This window comes from Amnibacterium sp., assembly GCF_051956055.1.
Lineage (GTDB): Bacteria > Actinomycetota > Actinomycetes > Actinomycetales > Microbacteriaceae > Amnibacterium.
Genome location: NZ_JBQCGC010000024.1, coordinates 1 through 19942 on the forward strand (window position 1 = coordinate 1; position 19942 = coordinate 19942).

Annotated in this window: 22 protein-coding genes; 17 read left to right on the forward strand and 5 right to left on the reverse strand. The window is 73.7% G+C overall.

The window, feature by feature from the left end; genetic code table 11:
• Positions 1-97: 97 nt before the first annotated feature.
• The 5 genes from ACTHLI_RS03525 (at position 98) to ACTHLI_RS03545 (ending at position 6092) form a co-directional block, all read left to right on the forward strand.
• Positions 98-1180 carry an acetamidase/formamidase family protein gene (locus tag ACTHLI_RS03525; RefSeq protein ID WP_440181535.1) on the forward strand — a complete coding sequence of 361 codons (1083 nt, stop codon included), beginning with the start codon at positions 98-100 and terminating at the stop codon, positions 1178-1180.
• A complete protein-coding gene (locus ACTHLI_RS03530) occupies positions 1173-2711 on the forward strand; it encodes an AtzH-like domain-containing protein (protein WP_440181536.1) in 1539 nt (512 codons plus the stop codon). Before ACTHLI_RS03525 ends, ACTHLI_RS03530 begins: the two co-directional genes overlap by 8 nt.
• A 98-nt stretch (positions 2712-2809) precedes the next feature.
• Entirely contained in the window at positions 2810-4033 is a 1224-nt protein-coding gene (locus ACTHLI_RS03535) for a pyridoxal-phosphate-dependent aminotransferase family protein (protein WP_440181538.1), read from the forward strand.
• On the forward strand, positions 4030-5268 hold the full coding sequence (locus ACTHLI_RS03540; RefSeq protein ID WP_440181540.1) for an allantoate amidohydrolase: 1239 nt from the start codon (positions 4030-4032) through the stop codon (positions 5266-5268). The genes ACTHLI_RS03535 and ACTHLI_RS03540 overlap by 4 nt, the downstream gene beginning before the upstream one ends.
• Positions 5265-6092: a MurR/RpiR family transcriptional regulator gene (locus ACTHLI_RS03545; protein ID WP_440181541.1), complete on the forward strand. Its 828-nt coding sequence runs from the start codon at positions 5265-5267 to the stop codon at positions 6090-6092. The genes ACTHLI_RS03540 and ACTHLI_RS03545 overlap by 4 nt, the downstream gene beginning before the upstream one ends.
• Positions 6093-6174: 82 nt before the next feature.
• Here the strand turns inward: ACTHLI_RS03545 and ACTHLI_RS03550 are convergent, their stop codons facing one another.
• Entirely contained in the window at positions 6175-6735 is a 561-nt protein-coding gene (locus tag ACTHLI_RS03550) for a nucleotidyltransferase family protein (RefSeq protein ID WP_440181542.1), read from the reverse strand.
• 55 nt (positions 6736-6790) lie between these two features.
• Between ACTHLI_RS03550 and ACTHLI_RS03555 the strand changes: the two genes are divergently transcribed.
• From ACTHLI_RS03555 to uraH, 3 genes are read left to right on the forward strand one after another with little or no spacing between them, the layout of a single operon-like run.
• Positions 6791-8026, forward strand: a complete 1236-nt coding sequence (locus ACTHLI_RS03555) for an MFS transporter (RefSeq protein ID WP_440181543.1) — start codon at positions 6791-6793, stop codon at positions 8024-8026.
• Positions 8027-8030: 4 nt separating this feature from the next.
• Positions 8031-8519 (forward strand): 2-oxo-4-hydroxy-4-carboxy-5-ureidoimidazoline decarboxylase, encoded by a 489-nt coding sequence (uraD, locus tag ACTHLI_RS03560; protein WP_440181544.1) that lies wholly within the window; start codon positions 8031-8033, stop codon positions 8517-8519.
• On the forward strand, positions 8516-8848 hold the full coding sequence (uraH, locus tag ACTHLI_RS03565; RefSeq protein WP_440181545.1) for a hydroxyisourate hydrolase: 333 nt from the start codon (positions 8516-8518) through the stop codon (positions 8846-8848). The genes uraD and uraH overlap by 4 nt, the downstream gene beginning before the upstream one ends.
• Positions 8849-8869: 21 nt before the next feature.
• Here the strand turns inward: uraH and ACTHLI_RS03570 are convergent, their stop codons facing one another.
• A complete protein-coding gene (locus tag ACTHLI_RS03570; protein WP_440181546.1) occupies positions 8870-9607 on the reverse strand; it encodes an HAD family hydrolase in 738 nt (245 codons plus the stop codon).
• 73 nt (positions 9608-9680) lie between these two features.
• Positions 9681-10580, reverse strand: a complete 900-nt coding sequence (pucL, locus tag ACTHLI_RS03575; protein ID WP_440181548.1) for a factor-independent urate hydroxylase — start codon at positions 10578-10580, stop codon at positions 9681-9683.
• 48 nt (positions 10581-10628) lie between these two features.
• Between pucL and ACTHLI_RS03580 the strand changes: the two genes are divergently transcribed.
• Complete coding sequence (locus ACTHLI_RS03580) at positions 10629-11435, forward strand: GNAT family N-acetyltransferase (RefSeq protein ID WP_440181549.1); 807 nt, start codon at positions 10629-10631, stop codon at positions 11433-11435.
• Here the strand turns inward: ACTHLI_RS03580 and allB are convergent.
• Positions 11422-12756, reverse strand: coding sequence for an allantoinase AllB (allB, locus tag ACTHLI_RS03585; RefSeq protein ID WP_440181550.1), 1335 nt, complete (start codon positions 12754-12756; stop codon positions 11422-11424). The genes ACTHLI_RS03580 and allB overlap by 14 nt on opposite strands.
• 66 nt (positions 12757-12822) lie before the next feature.
• Between allB and ACTHLI_RS03590 the strand changes: the two genes are divergently transcribed.
• Complete coding sequence (locus ACTHLI_RS03590; protein ID WP_440181551.1) at positions 12823-13593, forward strand: dienelactone hydrolase family protein; 771 nt, start codon at positions 12823-12825, stop codon at positions 13591-13593.
• A gap of 81 nt (positions 13594-13674) precedes the next feature.
• Here ACTHLI_RS03590 and ACTHLI_RS03595 read toward each other — a convergent pair whose 3' ends face one another.
• Positions 13675-14256 (reverse strand): NADPH-dependent FMN reductase, encoded by a 582-nt coding sequence (locus ACTHLI_RS03595; RefSeq protein ID WP_440181552.1) that lies wholly within the window; start codon positions 14254-14256, stop codon positions 13675-13677.
• 86 nt (positions 14257-14342) lie between these two features.
• Here ACTHLI_RS03595 and ACTHLI_RS03600 point away from each other — a divergent pair, with 86 nt between their 5' ends.
• The 7 genes from ACTHLI_RS03600 to ACTHLI_RS03630 form a co-directional block, all read left to right on the forward strand.
• The gene (locus ACTHLI_RS03600; protein WP_440181553.1) at positions 14343-14825 is read left to right on the forward strand and encodes a MarR family winged helix-turn-helix transcriptional regulator; all 483 of its coding nucleotides are present in this window, start codon (positions 14343-14345) and stop codon (positions 14823-14825) included.
• A gap of 30 nt (positions 14826-14855) precedes the next feature.
• Positions 14856-15071: a hypothetical protein gene (locus ACTHLI_RS03605; protein ID WP_440181554.1), complete on the forward strand. Its 216-nt coding sequence runs from the start codon at positions 14856-14858 to the stop codon at positions 15069-15071.
• A 76-nt stretch (positions 15072-15147) separates the two neighbouring features.
• Positions 15148-15729, forward strand: coding sequence for a GNAT family N-acetyltransferase (locus tag ACTHLI_RS03610; RefSeq protein WP_440181563.1), 582 nt, complete (start codon positions 15148-15150; stop codon positions 15727-15729).
• A gap of 52 nt (positions 15730-15781) precedes the next feature.
• Positions 15782-16906: a galactose-1-phosphate uridylyltransferase gene (gene galT, locus ACTHLI_RS03615; protein WP_440181556.1), complete on the forward strand. Its 1125-nt coding sequence runs from the start codon at positions 15782-15784 to the stop codon at positions 16904-16906.
• Positions 16903-18057, forward strand: a complete 1155-nt coding sequence (gene galK / locus ACTHLI_RS03620) for a galactokinase (RefSeq protein WP_440181558.1) — start codon at positions 16903-16905, stop codon at positions 18055-18057. Before galT ends, galK begins: the two co-directional genes overlap by 4 nt.
• A 126-nt stretch (positions 18058-18183) precedes the next feature.
• On the forward strand, positions 18184-19209 hold the full coding sequence (locus ACTHLI_RS03625; protein ID WP_440181560.1) for an aldo/keto reductase: 1026 nt from the start codon (positions 18184-18186) through the stop codon (positions 19207-19209).
• Positions 19206-19942 (forward strand): PhzF family phenazine biosynthesis protein (locus tag ACTHLI_RS03630; protein WP_440181561.1); only part of this gene is annotated, 737 nt, incomplete at its 3' end. The genes ACTHLI_RS03625 and ACTHLI_RS03630, both read left to right, overlap by 4 nt.

Consider the following 19942-nt stretch of genomic DNA (forward strand, 5'->3'; position numbering starts at 1 on the left):
CTTCCCTCCTCGAGCGGACCTCCATCCAACCGGTCGGAGCCCGCCTGCGGATACCGTGACGCGAGGAGAACGATCCGACGCTCGTCAAGGAGGCGGCATGCGCTTCGACCTGTCGGGGTGGACGGCGGTGCAGCCGGGGACGGACGCGGCCGTCTACCTGCCCGCAGAGCCCGAGACCGTGCTGTGGGGACGGCTTCCCTGCGGGGCCGATGAGCCGGTGCTGTCCGTCGCCTCCGGGACCGTGGTGACGGTCGACACCCTCTCGCACGAGGGCCTGCTGCCGGATCAGGGTCGGGACCCGGTTGCGTTCTTCGCGCGTGAGGGCGTGCCGCGGCAGCTCGTGCTGCACGACGCGATCCGGGTCGCCGCCGAGTGCGAGCGCGCTGAGGCGGACGGCCCGCACATCGTCACCGGGCCCATCGCCGTGCACGGTGCCCGGCCTGGCGACCTGCTGCGCATCGACGTGCTCGAGCTCGAGCCGCGGGTGCCGTACGGCGTCGTGTCGAACCGGCACGGCAGGGGAGCGCTGCCGGGGGAGTACCCGGAGGGCGCCGAGCCGGTGAGTGTCTTCGCCGCGGTCGACGAGGGCGACGACGGGCTCGTCGGGGTGCTGCCCAGGAGCGCGTCGTCCGACGCGGTCGTGCGGTTCCCGCTGGCGCCGTTCCTCGGGATCATGGGCGTCGCGGTCGCCGGCTCGGTCCGGCCCCACTCGGTGCCGCCCGGCGCCCACGGCGGGAACCTCGACGTCAAGCTCCTCGTCGAGGGCACCTCCCTCCTGCTGCCGGTGCAGGTCGACGGGGCGCTCGCCTACGTCGGCGACCCGCATTTCGCGCAGGGCGACGGGGAGGTCGCGCTCACCGCCATGGAGGCGTCGCTGCGTGCGACCCTGCGGCTCTCGGTCGTGCCGCGCTCCGAGGCGCTCGACGAGTACGGGGTGGTGACCGGGCCGCTCGTGCTCACGCCGGAGTACCTCGTGCCGACCGGCCTCAGCGAGGACCTCGACGAGGCCGTGCAGCACGCGGTGCGCGCGGCGATCGAGCTGCTGCATGCCCGCTTCGGCATGGATCGCGCGAACGCGCTCGCCTACCTGTCGGCCGCGACCGACTTCGACATCTCGCAGGTGGTCGACGTCGTGAAGGGCGTGCACGCCAGGATCCGGATCGCGGACTTCGATGCCTGAGCCCGAGCGCGCTGCGCCGGTCCACAGCGACGCGCCGCCGCCGGAGGGCCTGCTCGACGCCTTCTGGCGCTACGAGCGGGCGCTGATGGCCGACGACGTCCCCGAGCTCGACGCGCTGTTCGCCGCCGGGCCGTGGACGATGCGCGGCGATGCCGCCGGTCTGCTCGTCGGCCACGATGGGATCAGCGCGTTCCGGCGCGGCCGTGGCGGTGCGCCGCAGCGGCGGGTCGCCGCCGTGCACGTGCGGGTGCTCGGCCCGGACACGGCGTCGATCGTCGCGGAGCTGGCCCCCGCGGCCGGTGGCCGAGGGCTGCAGACGCAGGTCTGGCGGCGGAGCGCCGCCGGCTGGCAGGTGGTGGTCGCGCAGGTCTCCGGACCTCCGGCGGCGATCGACTCCCGGATCTGGCGCGAGGTCGGCACCCCGCTCGTGGCCGGTTCCGGTGCCGGTCCGCTCGTGGGGCGGCGCGTCGCGGTGAAGGACCTGTTCGCCGTCCGGGGGCACCGCATCGGCGCCGGCGTGCCCGCATGGCTCGCGGAGGCGCCCGTCGAGACGGCCACGGCCGCCGCGGTGCAGCGCCTGCTCGACGCCGGCGCGGACGTCGCCGGGATCGCCCGCACGGACGAGTTCGCCTACTCGATCGCGGGAGCGAACCCGCACTACGGCACCCCGCCGAACGCCCGGGTGCCCGGCGCCCTGCCGGGCGGCTCGTCGAGCGGGCCGGCGTCGGCCGTCGCGCTCGGGCAGGCCGACATCGGCCTCGCGACCGACACCGGCGGGTCGATCCGCGTCCCGGCCTCGTACCAGGGCCTCTGGGGCCTGCGCACGACCCATGGCCGCATCGCGCGCGACGGGCTGCTCCCGCTCGCGCCGAGCTTCGACACCGTCGGCTGGCTCACCCGCGATCGCGCCGTGCTCGCGGCATGCGCCCGCGTCTCCGCCGTCGGTGTTCCGGCCGTCGCCGCTCCCGACCGGTTCGCGGTCGCTCCGGGCCTGCTGGCGGGACTCGAGGTGCCGGTGCGGGACGCGATCCTCGGGTGGGCCGCTCGGACGGAGGCGGAGGCGGTGGATCTCGGGGACGTCGCATCCGCGCAGGAGGCGTTCCGCGTGGTCCAGGCGTTCGAGGCGTGGCAGGCCGACGGCGCCTGGCTCGACATGCATCCGGGCGCGGTCTCGGGCGCCGTGGCCGCGCGGTTCCGCGTCGCGTCGAGGGTGTCGCGGGACGACGCGGCCCGGGCCCAGGAGGCGCTGGCGGCGCACCGCGACCGGATCGCGCGCGCGCTCGACGGTGCGATCCTCCTGCTGCCGTCCGCCGCATCGGTCGCGCCCTCGTCGACCGCCGACCCCGCTGCGGTGGAGGCCGTGCGCGCGCAGACCCTCCGCCTCACCTGCGTGGCCGGGGTGCTCGGTGCGCCGGCCCTCTCCGCGCCGCTGCTCGAGCTCGACGGGGCGCCCCTCGGGGTCTGCCTGGTCGGGCCGCGGCACAGCGACGACGCGCTGATCCACCGGGCCGCGGCGCTCCCCGTTCCCTAGGTCGCGGCGTTCCGCAGGGGGCGGCCGACGTTCACGCGCCCGAAACAGTCGTTGCAATACCATCGCGCTCGGAACGTTCGTTGCGATCGAGGAGCACGATGCCCGCAGGACCGATCGACCCGCCCGCCCGGCTGCTGATGGGGCCCGGCCCCATCACGGTCCACCCGAGGGTGCTGCAGGCGATGTCCGCGCAGCTGGTCGGCCAGTACGACCCGTTCATGACGACGACCATGACCGAGACGCAGGAGCTCTACCGGGAGGTGTTCGCCACCGCGAACGACGCGACCCTGCTCGTCGACGGCACCTCCCGCGCGGGCATCGAGGCCGCCCTCGTCTCGCTCCTGGCCCCGGGGGACCGCGTCCTCGTGCCCCGCTTCGGCCGGTTCGGGCACCTCCTGGTCGAGATCGCCGAGCGCTGCGGTGCGGAGGTGCACGCGATCGACGTGCCGTGGGGGCAGGTGTTCGTCCCGGAGGCGATCGAGGCCGCGATCCGCGAGGTGCGGCCGAAGCTGCTGGCCGTGGTCCACGGCGACACCTCCACCACCGTCGCGCAGCCGCTCGAGGAGCTGGGGGCGATCTGCCGCGCCCACGACGTGCTGCTCTACTGCGACGCGACCGCGACCCTCGGCGGCAACCCGTTCCGCACCGACGAGTGGGGCGTCGACGTCGTGACCGCGGGCCTGCAGAAGTGCCTGGGCGGTCCCTCCGGCTCCTCGCCGATCACCCTGTCGGGGCGCGCGGTCGCCGTCGTCGAAGCGCGCACGAGCGTCGAGGCGGGCATCCGCAGCGAGGGCGACCCGGTGCTCCGGGAGCGGATCCGATCGAACTACTTCGACCTGGGGCAGATCCTGCAGTACTGGGGCCCGAAGCGGCTCAACCACCACACGGAGGCGACCACGATGCTCTACGGCGCCCGCGAGTGCGCGCGCATCCTGCTCGAGGAGGGCGTGGCCGCCGCGGTCGCGCGCCACCGCCTCCACGGCGAGGCCATGCTCGCCGGGATGCAGGGCCTCGGCCTCGCGCCGTTCGGCGACCTCGCGCACCGGATGACGAACGTGGTGGGGGTGCGGATCCCGGACGGGGTGCACGGCGACGCGGTCCGCAGCGAGCTGCTCGAGGACTACGGCATCGAGATCGGCACCTCCTTCGGGCCGCTGCACGGGCGGGTGTGGCGCATCGGGACGATGGGGTACAACGCGCGGCGGGACGCCGTGCTCACCACCCTCGCCGCGCTCGAGGCGGTGCTGCGGCGGCACGGGGTGCGGGTCCCGACGGCCGGCGGCACGGAGGCGGCGCAGGACGTCTACGGAGCCGCGGCGTGACCGCATCCGGCGGCGCCCTCCGCGCCCTGGCGCGCTGCGACGCGCTCGCGGAGCTCAGCTCCCTGCCGGGAGGGCTCGAGCGGGTGGCGTTCTCGCCGGAGCACCGGGCCGCGAACGCGCTCGTCGGGTCCTGGATGCAGGAGGCGGGGCTGGCCGTGCGGCAGGACGCCGCCGGCAACGTGTGCGGGCGGGTCGAGGGGGAGCGGGACGGGCTGCCCGCGCTCGTCCTCGGCAGCCATCTGGACACGGTGACCGACGCGGGCCGGTTCGACGGGATGCTCGGCGTGCTCCTCGCGATCGAGGTCGTGGACCGCATCGACGCAGCCACCCTGCCCTTCGCCCTGGAGGTGATCGGCTTCACCGACGAGGAGGGCACGAGGTTCGGCAACGCGCTCCTCGGCTCCCGGGCGTTCGCCGGCCGCGTCGGCGCCGACTGGCTCGCCACCGCCGACCGCAGCGGGGTGACCGTCGCGCAGGCGATGTCCGCGTTCGGGCTCGACCCGGACCGGCTCGGGGAGGCGAGGCGCCGACCCGAGGACCTCATCGGCTACCTCGAGGCGCACATCGAGCAGGGGCCCCACCTGCTCGACGCGGACCGGGCGCTCGCGGCGGTCACGACGATCGCCGGTGCGCGGCGCTTCACGCTGCAGGTCACCGGACGCGCCGGGCACGCGGGCGGCACCCCGTACGCCCGCAGGAGGGACGCGCTCGTCGCCGCGGCCGAGATCGTCGTGGCGATCGAGCGGATCGCGATCGAGACCGGCACGATCGGCACGGTCGGCCGCATCCGGGCGCTCCCCGGCGGTGTCAACGTCGTTCCCGGGGTGTGCCGGTTCTCCCTGGACCTGCGCGCCGAGACGGACGACGCCCGCGACGCCGCGCTGGACCGCATCGACGCGGTCGCCCATGAGATCTGCCAGCGGCGCGGCGTCCACTGGCAGCGGGAGGAGCGCTACCGGGCCGACGCGACCGCCTGCGACCCGGCGCTCGTGACCGCGATCGAGGCCGGCATCCGGGCGACCGGCGACCAGGCGCCGATGCGCATCTGGAGCCGCGCCGGGCACGACGGCATGGCGGTGTCCGACGTCACCGGGGTCGCCATGCTGTTCCTCCGGTGCGGCAACGACGGCATCAGCCATCACCCCGACGAGACGGTCACCGAGGCGGACACCGCAGCGGCCCTGGACGCCTTCACCGCGGCCGTGCTCGCCGTGGCCGACCAGCACCGGACGTGACCGGCTCCCGCGGCCTCGTCGCGAGGATCGACGGGGCGTGGCCGACCCTGAGCCCCCAGGAGCAGCGGGTCGCGGGCTTCCTGCGCGCGAACCCTGACGAGTCCGCGCTGTACAACTCGAGCGAGCTCGCGCGCCGGGTCGGTGTCTCGAAGGCCACCGTCTCGCGGCTCTACCGGCGGCTCGGGTTCGCGGACTCCCGCGAGGCGCGGGAGCACCTGCGGGCACGGCGGGCGGCAGGCCTCCCGGTTCCGGTCGATGGCGGCACCGACCGCCTGGCGGCGCAGGTCGCGACCGACGCGCGGCATCTCCACGCGCTCGCGGCGTCGCTCGACCGCGCCGCGCTCACGGCCGCTGCCGGTGCCCTCGCGGCTGCCCCGCGCGTGCTGGTGATCGGGCTCCGATCCGGCTTCCCGCTCGCCATGCTCCTGCGGCAGGCGCTCGCGCAGGGGCGGTCGGGCGTGCTGCTGCTGCCGGGTCCCGGCCAGACGCTCGGCGAGGAGCTCGCCGCCGTGCGACCCGGGGACGCGGTCGTGCTCGTCGGCCTCCGGCGCCGACCCGCCGGCTTCGCCCGGCTGCTCGCCGGGCTGCGGGCAGTGACGGGGGACCTGGTGCTGATCGTGGACCCCTCACTCGGGCCGACGGACGACCCCTGGCGCTTCGACGTGGCGATCGAGTCGGCCTCGCCGTTCGACTCCTACGCGGCTGCGGCGTCGCTCGTCAGCCTGCTGGCCGGGGAGGTGCTCGACGCCCTCGGCGCCGAGGGCGCCGCCCGGGTGACCGCCGTCGAGCGCACCTACCTGGAGCTCCAGGAGCTCGAGCCCTGACCCCTCCGCATGCGGAGTGCATTTTGAAGGGGTTCCTGCGCGGCTCCGCCGGGCAGAAACCCCTTCGAAATGAACCGGGCGGTCAGAGCGGGCCGGCCCGGTCGACGTCCTCGCCCGTGAACAGGTCGCCGCACTCGACGTGCTGCGCGCCGTGCGTCTCGAGATAGCTGCGGCCGCCGCGGTCGCCGCGCAGGGCATCGCGGAACCCCGCCCAGTGATCCCGCCCGAGCAGCACGGGATGGCCGGGGCGGCCGTCGTAGACCGCGCGGGCCAGCGCGGCGCGACCCCTGCCCGCGTCCAGCACGCGCTCGACGACCGCCGGGGGGAGCCCGGGCAGGTCCACCAGCGACACCAGCGCGACGTCCGCCTCGGGCAGCGCCGCGACGCCGTCGGCGAGGGAGGCGCCGAGCCCCTCCCGCCAGCGCTCGGTGACCACCGCGCGCGCCTCCGCCGGGAGGAGCGCGGCGGCGTCCGCTGCCTCCGCGCCCAGCACCACGACGACCTCGTCGCAGCCTCCCGCGAGCAGGGTCCGCACCGCGCGGCGGATCCAGGGCTCGCCGTCGGGCGTCCGGGCGAGCGCCTTCGGGCTGCCGTAGCGGCTGCCCGCTCCCGCGGCGAGGACCAGGCCCACGACCTCCGGCATGCCGAATCCCTTCCCTCTGGTCGGTAAGCGGTTGCGGACCGTACCGTTCCGTCCGATGCCTACCACCAGGACGAGACCGTCCGTCGAGCTCCGCCGGTGGCGGGACGCCGTCTTCACGATCTTCGCGCTCACCGGCTTCGTCTTCGCGACCTGGGCGAGCCGGGTGCCCGCGGTGCGGGACCTCCTGCACGCCAGCACGCAGGAGATGGGGTTCCTGATCCTCGGCATGAGCGCCGGGTCCATCGTCGGGGTGGTCGCGGCGAGTCACATCGTCGCCAGGCTCACCGCCACCCGGACGATCCTGTGGGTCTACGGGACGGTCAGCGTCGCGATGATCGTGCTCGGGCCGATCGTGACGTACCTGCCCTTCTTCCTGCCGATCTTCCTCGTGCTCGTCGTCCTCGGCGGCGCGAGCATCGTCGACGTCGCGATGAACCTCTCCGGGGCCGCGAACGAGCGGGCGATCGGTCGGACGATCATGCCGCTCTTCCACGCGGCCTTCAGCGGCGGCACGGTCGCGGGCGCGGCCCTCGGGGCGCTGCTGCTGCAGCTCGGGGTGCCCATGGGCGTCCACTTCACCGCGGTGGGGGTGCTCGCGCTCGTCGCCACCCTGATCCTGGTCCGTCACCTGCAGCCGGCCGAGCAGCCGCTCGAGCACGGCGAGGAGCCTGCGCCGAGCGGGTGGCGCAGTCGCCTGGCCGTGTGGGCCGACCCGCGCGTGCTCCTGATCGGCCTGATCGTGCTCGGCGTGGCGTTCGCGGAGGGGAGCGCGAACGACTGGCTGAGCCTCGCCATGGTCGACGGGCACGGGCTCGACAACACCGGCGGTGCGGCCGTGCTGAGCGTCTTCCTCGCCGCGATGACGGCGGGCCGCATCGGCGGGGTCTTCGTGCTCGACCGCTTCGGTCGGGTGCCGGTCCTGCGGGTCTCCGCGGTCCTCGCGGTCGCCGGGCTGGCCCTCGTGGTGTTCGTCCCCGTCGACGGGATCGCGATCGCGGGCGTCGTGCTCTGGGGTGTCGGGGCGTCGCTCGGCTTCCCCGTCGGCATGTCCGCTGCGGCCGACGACCCGAGGACGGCGACGGCGACGGTCGGCGCCGTCGCGACGATCGGCTACACGGCGTTCCTCGTCGGGCCGCCCCTGATCGGGTTCGTGGGGCAGCACGTCGGCGTCCTGCACGCGCTGCTCGTCGTGCTCGGCCTGATCGTGGTGGCGGGTCTCGCCTCCGGTGCTGCACGCTCGCCCGTCGCCGCCCGCCTCGCGGTGCCCGTGGAGGGCCCGTCAGTAGGCTGATCCGATGATCGATCCGCGGACGCAGGAGGGCCGGGAGCGGCTCACCGCAGCGCTGGGGGTCGAGCGTTGGGTGGACGAGGTCGCGACCGGTGGTCCGTACCCGGATGTGGACGCGCTCGTGGCGGCCGGCGAGCGCGCGGCCTCGTCGTTGAGCGACGCGGAGCTCGACGAGGCGCTCGCGCATCACCCGCGGATCGGCGAGCGGGGCACCGGAGGCGGCACGGCGTCGCGCCTGTCCGCAGGCGAGCAGGCGGGCCTCGGGCGGAACGACGAGGGCGTGGAGGCCGCGATCGCCCGCGGCAACGAGGTCTACGAGGACCGGTTCGGTCGCGTCTTCCTGATCCGCGCCGCCGGCCGATCGCACCAGGAGGTGCTCGACGAGCTGCAGCGCAGGCTGAAGAACGACGAGGAGACCGAGGCGGCGGAGGCGAAGGACGAGCTCCGGGCCATCGCCGAGCTCCGCCTCGCGAACCTCTTCGGCGGTGCCGCATGAGCCAGGTCTCGACGCACGTGCTCGACACCGCCTTCGGCACCCCGGCGGTCGGGGTGGGCGTGACCTTCGACCGGCAGACCACGGACGGCTGGATCGAGGTCGGCAGCGGCGCGACGAACGCCGACGGCCGCATCTCCGCGCTCGGGCCCGACCGGCTCGAGGGCGGCATCTACCGGCTGACCTTCGCCACGGGCGACTACTTCGACGCGACGCACCGTCCCGCCTTCTTCCCGGAGGTGCAGCTGACGTTCCGCGTCTCGGGCACGGAGCACTACCACGTGCCGCTGCTGCTCAGCCCCTTCGCGTACAGCACCTACCGCGGCTCCTGAGCCCCGCACACCCCACTTCGCTCACGCTTCTGGACGCCGCATCGGCGATGCGGCGTCCAGAAGCGTGAGCGAAGTGAGGGAGCCGACGACCCGGTCCGGCTGCGGCCAGCCGGCCTGCCGCTGCACGCCGTGCCGGTCGAGCCAGACCGCGTGGACGCCGGCCGCGACGGCGCCGGGCACGTCGTGCCCGAGGTTGTCCCCGACGAACCACGCGTCGGCCGCCGACACCGCTGCGGCGGCGAGGGCGATCTCGAAGATCGCGGGGTCCGGCTTCTTCACCCCCGCCTCGCTCGAGATCACGAGCGGGTCGAACCGATCGGCGATCCCGAGCGCCGCGAGCTTGTCGCGCTGCACGGTCGCCGCCCCGTTCGTCACCATCCCGATCCGCACGCCGCGTGCCGCGAACCCCTCGAGCGTCGGCAGCACGTCGGGGAACAGACGGAGGGAAGCGCGTTCCTCCCGGTCCCACGTGGTGATCGCCAGCTCCAGCGCGGCCGGATCGTGCACGCCGCACGACGCCAGGGTCGCGCTCCAGGCGTCGCGGCCGACCTCGGACCCGGCTCGGCCCCCGAGCATGTAGTCGTCCTCCACCTCCGGCCAGAGGCGCTCCCAGGCCGCGGTGTTCGCGGCGACGAGGTCGTCCGCCGCCACGCCGGGCAGCGCGGCGGCGAGCGCCGCGCAGGTGCGGCGCATCGCCTCGGGTAGCCCGCTGCCGTCGAGCACCGTGCCGTCGAGGTCGAACAGCATCAGCGACGGCATGCGTCCATTTTGAAGGGGATCCTGCGGCCCGGAGGAGGACCGGGGCGCCGACGGCGCGCCCCTTCGAATCGCACTAGACGAGGCCGGTGAAGGGGCGCCACGCGTCGCCGGCAGGTGCCGCGTCGTCGCGCACGGCGGAGGCCTGGATCAGGCCGTACGGGCGGTCGTCGGCGTGGAAGACCTCGTTCTCGTTGGGCTCGTCGAACCGCGAGAAGTCCACCAGGAAGTGGTGCTTGTTCGGTGCCGTCAACCGGATCTCCGCGATGGCCGGGTACGCCTCGAGTGCCGCCCGTCCCATGTGCCAGAGCGTCTGCTGCAGCGCGAAGGACTCGAGCGTCGCGAACCGCGAGACCATCGCCGCCTTCACGCCGGCGTACATCCCGTTCCAGTCCGTGTCCGCCGCCGCATCGGTGAGCCGCCACTGCGCCGTGAGCGACGTGGCCATGATGCGGTCGTCGGTCGGCTGCAGCGTCGTGTACTCGTCGACGAGGAAGTCCTTGAAGTGGCTTCCCGTGCTCTTCAGCACGATCAGCTCCTTGAACCCCTGCACGACGTGCTCGGCGGTGCCGTCGAGCACGATCGCCGCCGTCCGCACCTCCTGCCCCGTGCGGACGAAGGTGTGGTCGTGCGGCTTCCCGTCGACCTCGACGCGCGTCCAGTCGTAGCGCTCGATCTCGATCCTGGCGCCCTCGACCGGCTCGACGTCGTCCACGAAGTGGTGCGCGAGGGACAGCCCGTACGCCTCGATCGGATCCGGGTGCACCTTCTTCGCCCACACGAAGGCCGTGTTCTTCTGCGTGTCGGTCGGCAGCACGTTCGACTGGTCGCCGTCGAGGTACGCCGGACCGAACGGACCGCGGAGCGCCGACGACACGGAGAGGTCCGTGATCTCGTGGCGCGCGGTGTCGCGGACGATGCGGACGAGGCGCGTCTCCGCCTTGCCGTACTGGATGGGGCCGAGCACGATCGCCATGCGCGCACTCTTCCATCGGCGTGTGTCACCCGTGTAAACCTGACGCCGATGAGCGACCCCGCCCGCCTCCTGGCCGACTACGACCGGCAGCTGCGGGGCCCTTCGGAGGTCGCGGACGCGAAGCGGACCTTCCGGCTCGGGCCGCTCTGGATCGGGGTGTTCGCGGGGGACGCGGGCTTCATCGGCTACCGGGACCTCGGCGGGCTCTCCGCGCGGGGTGCCCGAGCCCTCGTGCGCGCGGCGACCGCGGTGCTCGCGGCGGACACGACGATCGCCCGGATCGAGTGGAAGACCCGCGGTCACGACGATGCGCCCGGGCTCCACGACGCGCTCGTCGAGGCCGGGTACCACCCGCAGGAGCCGGAGTCGATCATGATCGGGGCCGCGCGCCTGCTCGCCCTCGACCTGCCGGTCCCGGACGGCGTGGTGCTGCGGCTCGCGACCTCCCAGGAGGACGTGCGCCGAGCCTCCTTCGCGGCGGACCGCGTGTTCGGCGAGGAGCCGAACGAGGCCAGGGCGGCCGAGATGCTGGACCGCATCGCCGACGGCGACGAGCTGTGGATGGCGGAGGCCGGAGGCGAGGTCGTCTCGACCGGCCGGCTCTCGCCCGTCGCGGGCACGGACTTCGCGGGCATCTGGGGCGGTGCGACGCGTGCGGACTGGCGGCGCCGCGGGGTCTACCGGGCGCTGACGGCGGCGCGCGCCCGAGCCGCGATCCGGCTCGGGAAGCGCTTCATCACCAGCGACTCGACCGAGTTCTCCCGGCCGATCCTCGAGCGCAGCGGCTTCGTCCGGGTCTCCTCGACGACGCCGTACGAATGGCATCGGCGCCCCGAGTCGGTCACGGGCGGGTGAGGAGGCGTCCCCTCGGCGAGCCGGACGCGTCGACGGGCTCGCCCGCGAGATAGGTGCGGCGGACGGCGCCCACGAGGTCGTGGCCGATGTAGGCGCTCACCCGGTTCCGGTAGCGGAGCTCCTGGGGGTCGACCCGATGCGCCGCTTCGGGCGCGAACACCACCAGGTCCGCGTCCGCCCCCGGGGCGATGCGCCCCTTGCCCGCGAGCCCGGCGAAGTCCGCGGTCGCGCTCGAGCACCAGCCGACCACCGTCTCGAGCGGCACGCCGCGACGCCTGGCCGCGGTCCAGACCGCCGGCAGCCCGAACTGCAGCCCCGCGATGCCGCCCCAGGCGACCTGGAAGTCGCCGTCGCCAGCGAACTTCCGCTCGGCGGTGGACGGGGAGTGGTCGCTCACGACGAGATCGATCGTGCCGTCGAGCAGGCCCGCCCAGAGCACGTCCTGGTTCGCCGCGTCGCGGATCGGCGGGCAGCACTTGTACTGCGTGGCGCCGTCGGGGATGTGCGCCTCGTCGAACACGAGGTAGTGCGGGCACGTCTCCGCGGTGATCCGCAGTCCCTCCGCCTTCGCCGCCCGGATCTGCTCGACGGCCGACGCGGCGGAGAGATGGAGGATGTGGGCCCGGCCGCCGGTGCGGCGGAGCCCGTCGATGACCGCGGCGATCGCGGTGGTCTCCGCCGCCTCCGGTCGCGAGGCGACGAAGGCGGGGTAGCCGGGGCCGCCCGGGCCGGCGGCGCGGTCGAGCACCTCCGGGTCCTCCGCGTGCACGATGAGCAGCCCGTCGAAGCCCGCGAGCTCGTCGAGGGCCGCGTCGAGCTGCTCCCGCGTCAGGTGCGGGAACTCGTCGACCCCGGACGGGGCGAGGAAGCACTTGAAGCCGAACACGCCTTCCTCCCACAGCGGAAGGAGGCGCCCGAGCGAGCCCGGCACCGCGCCGCCCCAGAAGCCGATGTCGACGAGTGCTGCAGGCGCGGCCGCCGCCCGCTTCAGCTCGAGCGCAGGCACGTCGACCGTCGGCGGGATCGCGTTCAGCGGCATGTCGATGAGCGTCGTGACCCCGCCGGCCGCAGCCGCAGCGGTCGCCGTGCGGAAGCCCTCCCACTCGGTCCTGCCCGGCTCGTTGACGTGCACGTGCGTGTCGACGAGGCCCGGGAGGAGCACCTCGTCGGGCCCGAGGCGCACGGCGTCGGCAGGAGCCTCCTCGAGCGCCGCGACCCGCACGATGCGGCCGTCTGCGATGGACACGCACGCGGGCTGGAAGGCGCCGTCGACGAGCACGCGCGGAGAGGCGAGCACCAGATCGGTCACGCGGCGAGTCAAGCAGCCGCGCTTTTCGGGCATGTGACGGACGAGGGCCGCTCAGCGAACCCCCGCGAGAATGCGCGCATGGCATACGAGAGCGCGCTCCAGACCGTCCTCGACCGGGAGCCGGAGCCGCCGGGCGGCGTCGTCGGCACCGAGATCGACTACGAAGCGGGCGGTGAGCGCTACCGCGGCTACCTCGCGGTACCGACCGCGGCCGACGGTCCGCTGCCCGCCGTCCTCGTCGTGCACGACTGGCTCGGCGTGACGGACGCGACCCGGATGCGCTGCGACATGCTCGCCCGGCTCGGTTACGCCGCGTTCGCCGCCGACGTGTTCACGGCGGACGTGCGGCCGTCCGAGGCGGAGGCGGCGGGCGTCGCGGGCGCGCTGTACGGCGACCCGGCGACCTGGCGGGCCCGGCTCTCCGCGGGCTTCGAGCGGATGCTCGAGGAGTCCGTCGTGGACCGGAACCGTCTGGCGGCGATCGGCTACTGCTTCGGCGGGTCCTCCGTCCTGCAGCTCGCCCGCACCGGGGCGCCCCTCAGTGCCGTCGTGAGCTTCCACGGTGGCCTGTCGACGGGGCCGGAGGGAGAGGCGGCGCGGATCCGCGCGAAGCTCCTCGTGCTCACGGGCGGGAACGACCCGGTCGTCCCGGACGGGGACGTGCACGCGTTCCAGGAGGAGCTGCGCGCGGCGCCCGAGGTCGACTGGCAGGTCGTGACCTACTCCGGCGCGATGCACGCGTTCACGGTGCCGACCGCGAACGCACCCGAGCACGGCGCCGCGTACGACGAGCGCGCCGACCGACGCAGCTGGACCGCGATGAAGGACTTCTTCGCCGAGGCCCTCTGAGCGCGTGCATGGATCCGGGGATCCGGTCGTCACCCGACCGGATCCCCGGATACATGCAGAACGGTGGAGGCGGTCAGCCGATCAGGCCGGGACGGTGTCGTGCGCGTGGATCGCCTTCAGCGCGCCGGTCCACGCCTCGAGCTGCGTGAACATCGTCTCGGCGTTCGCGTCGTGCTGCGGGCCCGGCGTGAAGACCGACATGTTCTCGAAGTCGGTGAACAGGCTGAAGCCGAGCTGCTGACGGACGTGCGCGAGCTGGAGCTCGGAGGCGACGAGGCGCAGCTGCTCGACGGCGCGGGCGCCCTGGAACGAGCCGTAGCTGACGAACGCCGCGGCCTTGTTGTTGAACTCGTGGTAGATCGAGTCGAGAGCGTTCTTCAGCACCGCCGAGAAGCTGTGGTTGTACTCGGGCGTGATGAAGACGTAGCCGTCGAACTCGGCCACCTTCGCCGCCCACCGCTGCACCGCGGGGTCGGTCGGCGGGACGTAGGCGGGCGACGCCACCGCGTCGAACAGCGGCATCGGGTAGTCGCGGAGGTCGACGAGCTCGTAGTCCGCGCCGGTGCGCGCAGCGGCCTTCTCCATCACCCAGTCGGCGACGGCGGCGCCGTTGCGGTTCTGGCGGGTGCTGCCGAGGATGACGGCGATCTTCAGGTCGGCCATGATGTCCTTTCGGAGGAACGGTTGATGCGTCCACCACTATGCCACGTCCGGTGACGTGTCAACGACCCGGTGGTAAGGTCTCGGGCATGTCGGAGGCGATGGGACTCGACCCCGCCGATTGGGCGATGTGGCGGGAGATGACGGCGATGCGCGCCGGCATCGAGCGCGCCCTCGAGCAGCGGCTGCAGCGCGACGCGGGCATCTCCGGCGCCGACTTCGACGTCCTGCACAGTCTCTCGGTCGCCGTCGACAACCGGCTGCGGGCGGGGGCGCTCGCCGAGTCGCTCGGCTGGGAGAAGAGCCGCATCTCGCACCAGGTCCGCCGCATGGCCGATCGCGGGCTCGTGGAGCGCGCCGACTGCCCGACCGATCTGCGCGGCACCTGGGTGGTGCTCACCGCCTCCGGCGCCGACGCGTTCGCGCGCGCCTCCTGCGGCTACGTCGAGACGCTCGACCGGGTGCTCTTCTCCCGACTCGACGCGGAGGAGCGGGTCCGCCTGCTGCGCGTCGCGACGACCGTGGCGGAGGGGCTGCTCGCACCCGATGCACAGGCTTCACCGACGCGGTGATGCCAGGGTGAGTCCGTCGAAAGGATGCGGATGAACCCCATCAAGGCTCTGGTCGATGCCGGCTTCAAGAGCGAGTACGCGTACTGGGGCGGTTTCGCCTCGATCGGTTTGAGCTTCGCGGCCTGGGGGCTGTCGCAGCTGAAGGATGCGAGCGACAAGTCGCAGTCCGACCGCTGGGGCATCTTCGTCGGCCACTGGGCGCCGACGTTCTTCGCCCTCGGCGTGGCGCTCAAGCTCGAGGAGTAGTCGTCCGCGGTTCCGGAGGCGCGCCGATGTGCGCCTCCGGGACCGGATGCGGTTCGATGGTCGGGTGACCGGCGCGATGCTCGACCCCGTGCTGCTCGAGGGCGAGCACGTCCGCCTGGAGCCGCTCGGCCACGCGCACGTGCCCGGTCTCGCGCTCGCGGCTGCTGACGGCGACGTGTGGCGGAAATGGTCCACCACCGTGCCGGCGCCCGAGCGCATGGATGAGGCGGTGTCGGAGCGACTCGCCGCTCATGCCGCTGGGCGCATCACGCCGTGGGCGACGTGCCTCCCCGACGGCACACCGGTCGGGATGACGACCTACTGGGCCGTCGACGAGCCCAATCGGCGACTCGAGATCGGGGGCACCTGGCTGGGCGTCTCCGCACAGCGCACGCTCGTCAACCCGGAGGCGAAGCTGCTGCAGCTGTCCCGGGCGTTCGAGGTGCTCGACTGCGTGGCGGTGGAGTTCCGGACGCACTGGCACAACCGGCAGTCGCGGCGCGCGATCGCGGCGCTCGGCGCGAAGCAGGACGGCGTGCTGCGCAATCACCAGATCATGCGGGACGGCTCGCTGCGCGACACGGTGGTCTTCTCCATCCTCCGCGACGAGTGGCCCGCGGCGCGCATGGGCCTGCTCGCCAGGCTCGGGCGCGCCTGACGCCGTCGTCGATAGGCTTCCGAGGGCCCGTGCCCCGGGTCGGAGAGGCAGCATGACGGACATCGTGGTTCGATCGTCGCGGTTGGCGGACGGTCGGGAGCTCATCTACTTCGACGATGCGGGTTCGTCGTTGCCGCCGGAGCGGCGTGCGGATCCGCGTCATCTGGATCCGCGGCCGCCGACGGCGACGATGCGGCTGGATCTGCTGACGGGCGATTGGGTGTCGATCGCGTCGGCGAGGCAGAACCGGGCGTTCCTGCCGCCGGCGGAGTTCGATCCGTTGGCGCCGCAGAGCGAGTCGAACCCGTCCGAGGTGCCCTCGCAGTACGACGTGGCGGTGTTCGAGAACCGGTCGCCGTCGTTCGGCCCCGCGCTGGGGGATGCCGACGGTGCCCCGGAGGGGTTGGCCGATCTGGCGGTGCTGGGGGTGGGCCGGACCCGGACCTCGGTGGGCCGGACGGAGGTGGTGTGCTTCGATCCGCACACGACCGGGTCGTTCGCGGATCTGGGTCCGAACCGGGCGCGGACGGTGGTGGAGGCGTGGGCGCAGCGCACGGCGGCACTGTCGGGGTTGGACGGGGTGCAGCAGGTGTTCCCGTTCGAGAACCGGGGGCAGGCGATCGGGGTGACGTTGCACCACCCGCACGGGCAGATCTACGCGTACCCGTACGTGACGCCGCGAACGCAGGCGCTGCTGCGGCAGGTCGACGCGTACGAGGGTGACCTGTTCGCGGATCTGCTCGCGTTCGAGCAGGGATCCGAGCGGGTCGTCGCGGCAAGCGAAACGTTCACAGCGTTCGTGCCGTTCGCTGCGCGGTGGCCGGTGGAGCTGCATGTGCTCCCGAATCGGCACGTGGCGGACTTCACCGAGTTGACCGGGGCGGAGAAGGACGAGCTCGCCCGGCTGTACCTGCGGTTGCTGCGCGCGGTCGACGCCCTGTACGACACGCCGACCCCGTACATCGCGGCGTGGCATCAGGCGCCGGTGCACACGCACCGGGACCGGGTGCGGATGCATCTGGAGATCACCTCCCCGCGGAGGGCTGCGGACAAGTTGAAGTACCTCGCCGGCAGCGAGGCGGCGATGGGTGCCTGGATCGGGGACCTCGTGCCGGAGCAGACCGCCGAGCGCCTCCGGGTCGCTCTCGCGGCAGCCGATGCGGAGCGTCCGCTGTGACCGCCGGGACGGAGGCCGTCGCCGCCCTGTTCGGCCGTGCGTTCGGGTCGGCGCCGGCGGGGTTCTGGCGCGCTCCTGGCCGGGTGAACCTGATCGGCGAGCACACCGACTACAACGACGGGTTCGTGCTGCCGTTCGCGATCGACCGCGCGACGACGGTCGCGGTGACGCTGCGGGACGATTCCCGGATCCGGCTGGTCTCCACGTTCGACGGTGTCGTGGTCGAGTCCGACCTCGACCGGGTCCGGCGACGCGACTTCGACGGGTGGGCGGCGTACCCGCTCGGGGTGCTGTGGGCGATCGGGGAGCACACCGGCCGGGCGCCCGAGCGCGGGTTCGACGTCGCCGTCGACTCCGACGTGCCGGTCGGGGCGGGCCTGTCGTCCTCCGCGGCGATCGAGATGGCGGTCGCGGTCGCGCTGAACGACCTCCTCGGGTTGGGCCTGACCCGTGCCGATCTCGCCCGGATCGGGCGACGGGCCGAGAACATCGCCGTCGGCGCACCGACCGGGATCATGGACCAGTCCGCCAGCGTGTTCGGCCAGGCCGACGCGGCCGTGTTCCTCGACTGCCGCACCCTGGCCGTCGAGCAGGTCCCGCTCGGCTTCGACGCGGCCGGACTCGTGCTGCTCGTCATCGACACCAAGGTCGAGCACCAGCACGCCACCGGCGGCTACCGCGACCGACGCGAGGCCTGCGAGCGCGGCGCGGCCGCGATGGGCGTCCCCGCACTGCGGGACCTGACCATCGACGACCTCCCCCGCGCCCAGCAGCACCTCGATCCGGTCACCTACCGCCGCGTGAAGCACATCGTGACCGAGGACGCCCGCGTGCTCGCCAGCGTCGCCGCCCTCAAAGCCGGGGACCTCCACCGGTTCGGGACCCTGATGGACGCCAGCCACGTGTCCATGCGCGACGACTTCGAGATCTCCGTCCCCCAGCTCGACGCCGTCGTCGAGACCGCCCAGGCCGCCGGCGCCATCGGCGCCAGGATGACCGGCGGCGGCTTCGGCGGCTGCGCCATCGCACTCGTCCACGCCCAGGACGCCGAACCCCTCGCCGAACGGGTCCGCCAGGTCTTCGCCGACCACGGCTGGCACGAACCCGTCCCCTTCACCGTCCGCCCCAGCGACGGCGCAGGAGCCGTGTAGGTCCTCGCGGATCCGCAGTTCCGAGGCGACGCGCCGCGCCCGGGCGTCCGTCCGGAGCGTGTCGCGGCGTCGCTGTGGATCCGCGAGCACCGAAGGCTCCCGGGCGCCGGCGAGCAGACTGGACCCATGCGATACAGGACGATGGGCAACACCGGCACGGTCGTCTCCGTGCAGGCGCTCGGCACGATGACGTTCGGCGCGGAGGCCGACGAGGAGACCTCCGGCAGGATCATCGAGGCGTACGTGGAGGCGGGCGGTAACTTCCTCGACACCGCCGACGCCTACTCGAAGGGCGTCTCGGAGCAGATCATCGGCCGCTGGCTCGCGGCCCACCCGACGGAGGCGCAGCAGCTCGTCGTCGCCACGAAGGGCCGCTTCCCGATGGGGCCCGGTCCGAACGACTACGGCGCCTCCCGCCGGCACCTCACCGACGCGCTCGACTCGAGCCTCGCCCGGCTCGGCGTCGACAGCGTCGACCTCTACCAGATCCACGCCTGGGACGCGCTCACGCCGATCGAGGAGACCCTCCGGTTCCTCGACGACGCGGTCCGGGCCGGGAAGATCAAGGCGTACGGGTTCTCGAACTACCTCGGCTGGCAGCTGACGAAGGCGGCCTGGATCGCGAAGGTCCACGGATGGGCGCCTCCCGTGACCCTGCAGCCGCAGTACAGCCTGCTCGTCCGCGCGATCGAGCATGAGATCGTGCCCGCTGCGCTCGACCAGGGCATCGGCCTGCTGCCGTGGTCGCCGCTCGCCGGCGGCTGGCTCTCCGGCAAGTACACGCGGGGGACCGCGCCGTCTGGCGCCACCCGGCTCGGCGAGAACCCCGACCGCGGCATGGAGGCCTGGGGCCCCCGCAGCGAGGACGAGCACACCTGGGCGGTCCTGGACGCGGTGCGCGAGGTCGCGGAGGGCGCCGGGACGACCTCCGCGGCGGTCGCGCTCGCGTGGCTCGACGCGCAGCCCGCGGTCACGAGCACGATCCTCGGCGCCCGCACCGTCGAGCAGCTGCAGCAGAACCTCGCCGCGGTCGACCTCGACCTGGGCGCCGACGCGCTGGCGCGCCTCACCGAGGTGAGCACCCCGCAGACCGAGGTGTACCCGTACGGCCCGCAGGCGGTGCAGCAGCGGTTCCGCCCCCTCGTCCCATGAGCCTCCGGCCGTTCCGGCAGGTCGACGTCTTCCCGGGATCGGCGCTCGGGGGCAACCCCGTCGCCGTGGTCCTCGACGCCGACGGGCTCGACGAGGCGGCGATGCGCGCCTTCGCCCGGTGGACGAACCTGTCGGAGACGACGTTCGTGCTGCCGCCGTCGACCCCGGACGCCGACTACCGCCTCCGGATCTTCACCCCGACCGCGGAGCTGCCGTTCGCGGGCCATCCGACGCTGGGGTCCGCGCACGCGTGGGCCGAGCACACCGGATCGTCCGCGGAGCGGCTCGTGCAGGAGTGCGGCGTCGGGCTGGTCGGGCTGCGGCGGACGGACGACGGGTGGGCGCTCGCCGCGCCGCCGCTGATCCGGTCGGGCCCTGTGTCGGACGTGGAGGTGCAGCAGGTCGCCGCGGGCCTCGGCATCGGCCCGTGGGACGTGCTCGCGGCGGAGTGGGTGGACAACGGCCCGGGCTGGGTCGTCGCCCTCCTGCGGAATGCGGAGGAGGTGCTCGCGATCCAGCCGGACCTCGGCAGGATGCGGTTCCCGACCGGTGTCGTCGGTGCGCACCCCTCCGGAGGCCCGGCGGATCACGAGGTCCGCGCGTTCGTCCCGGGGCTCGGCGTGGACGAGGACCCGGTCACGGGCAGCCTCAACGCCGGGATCGCGACCTGGTTCTTCGCGAGCGGGCGCGCCACCGGGCCGTACACGGTCCGCCAGGGCACGCGCGTCGGCGC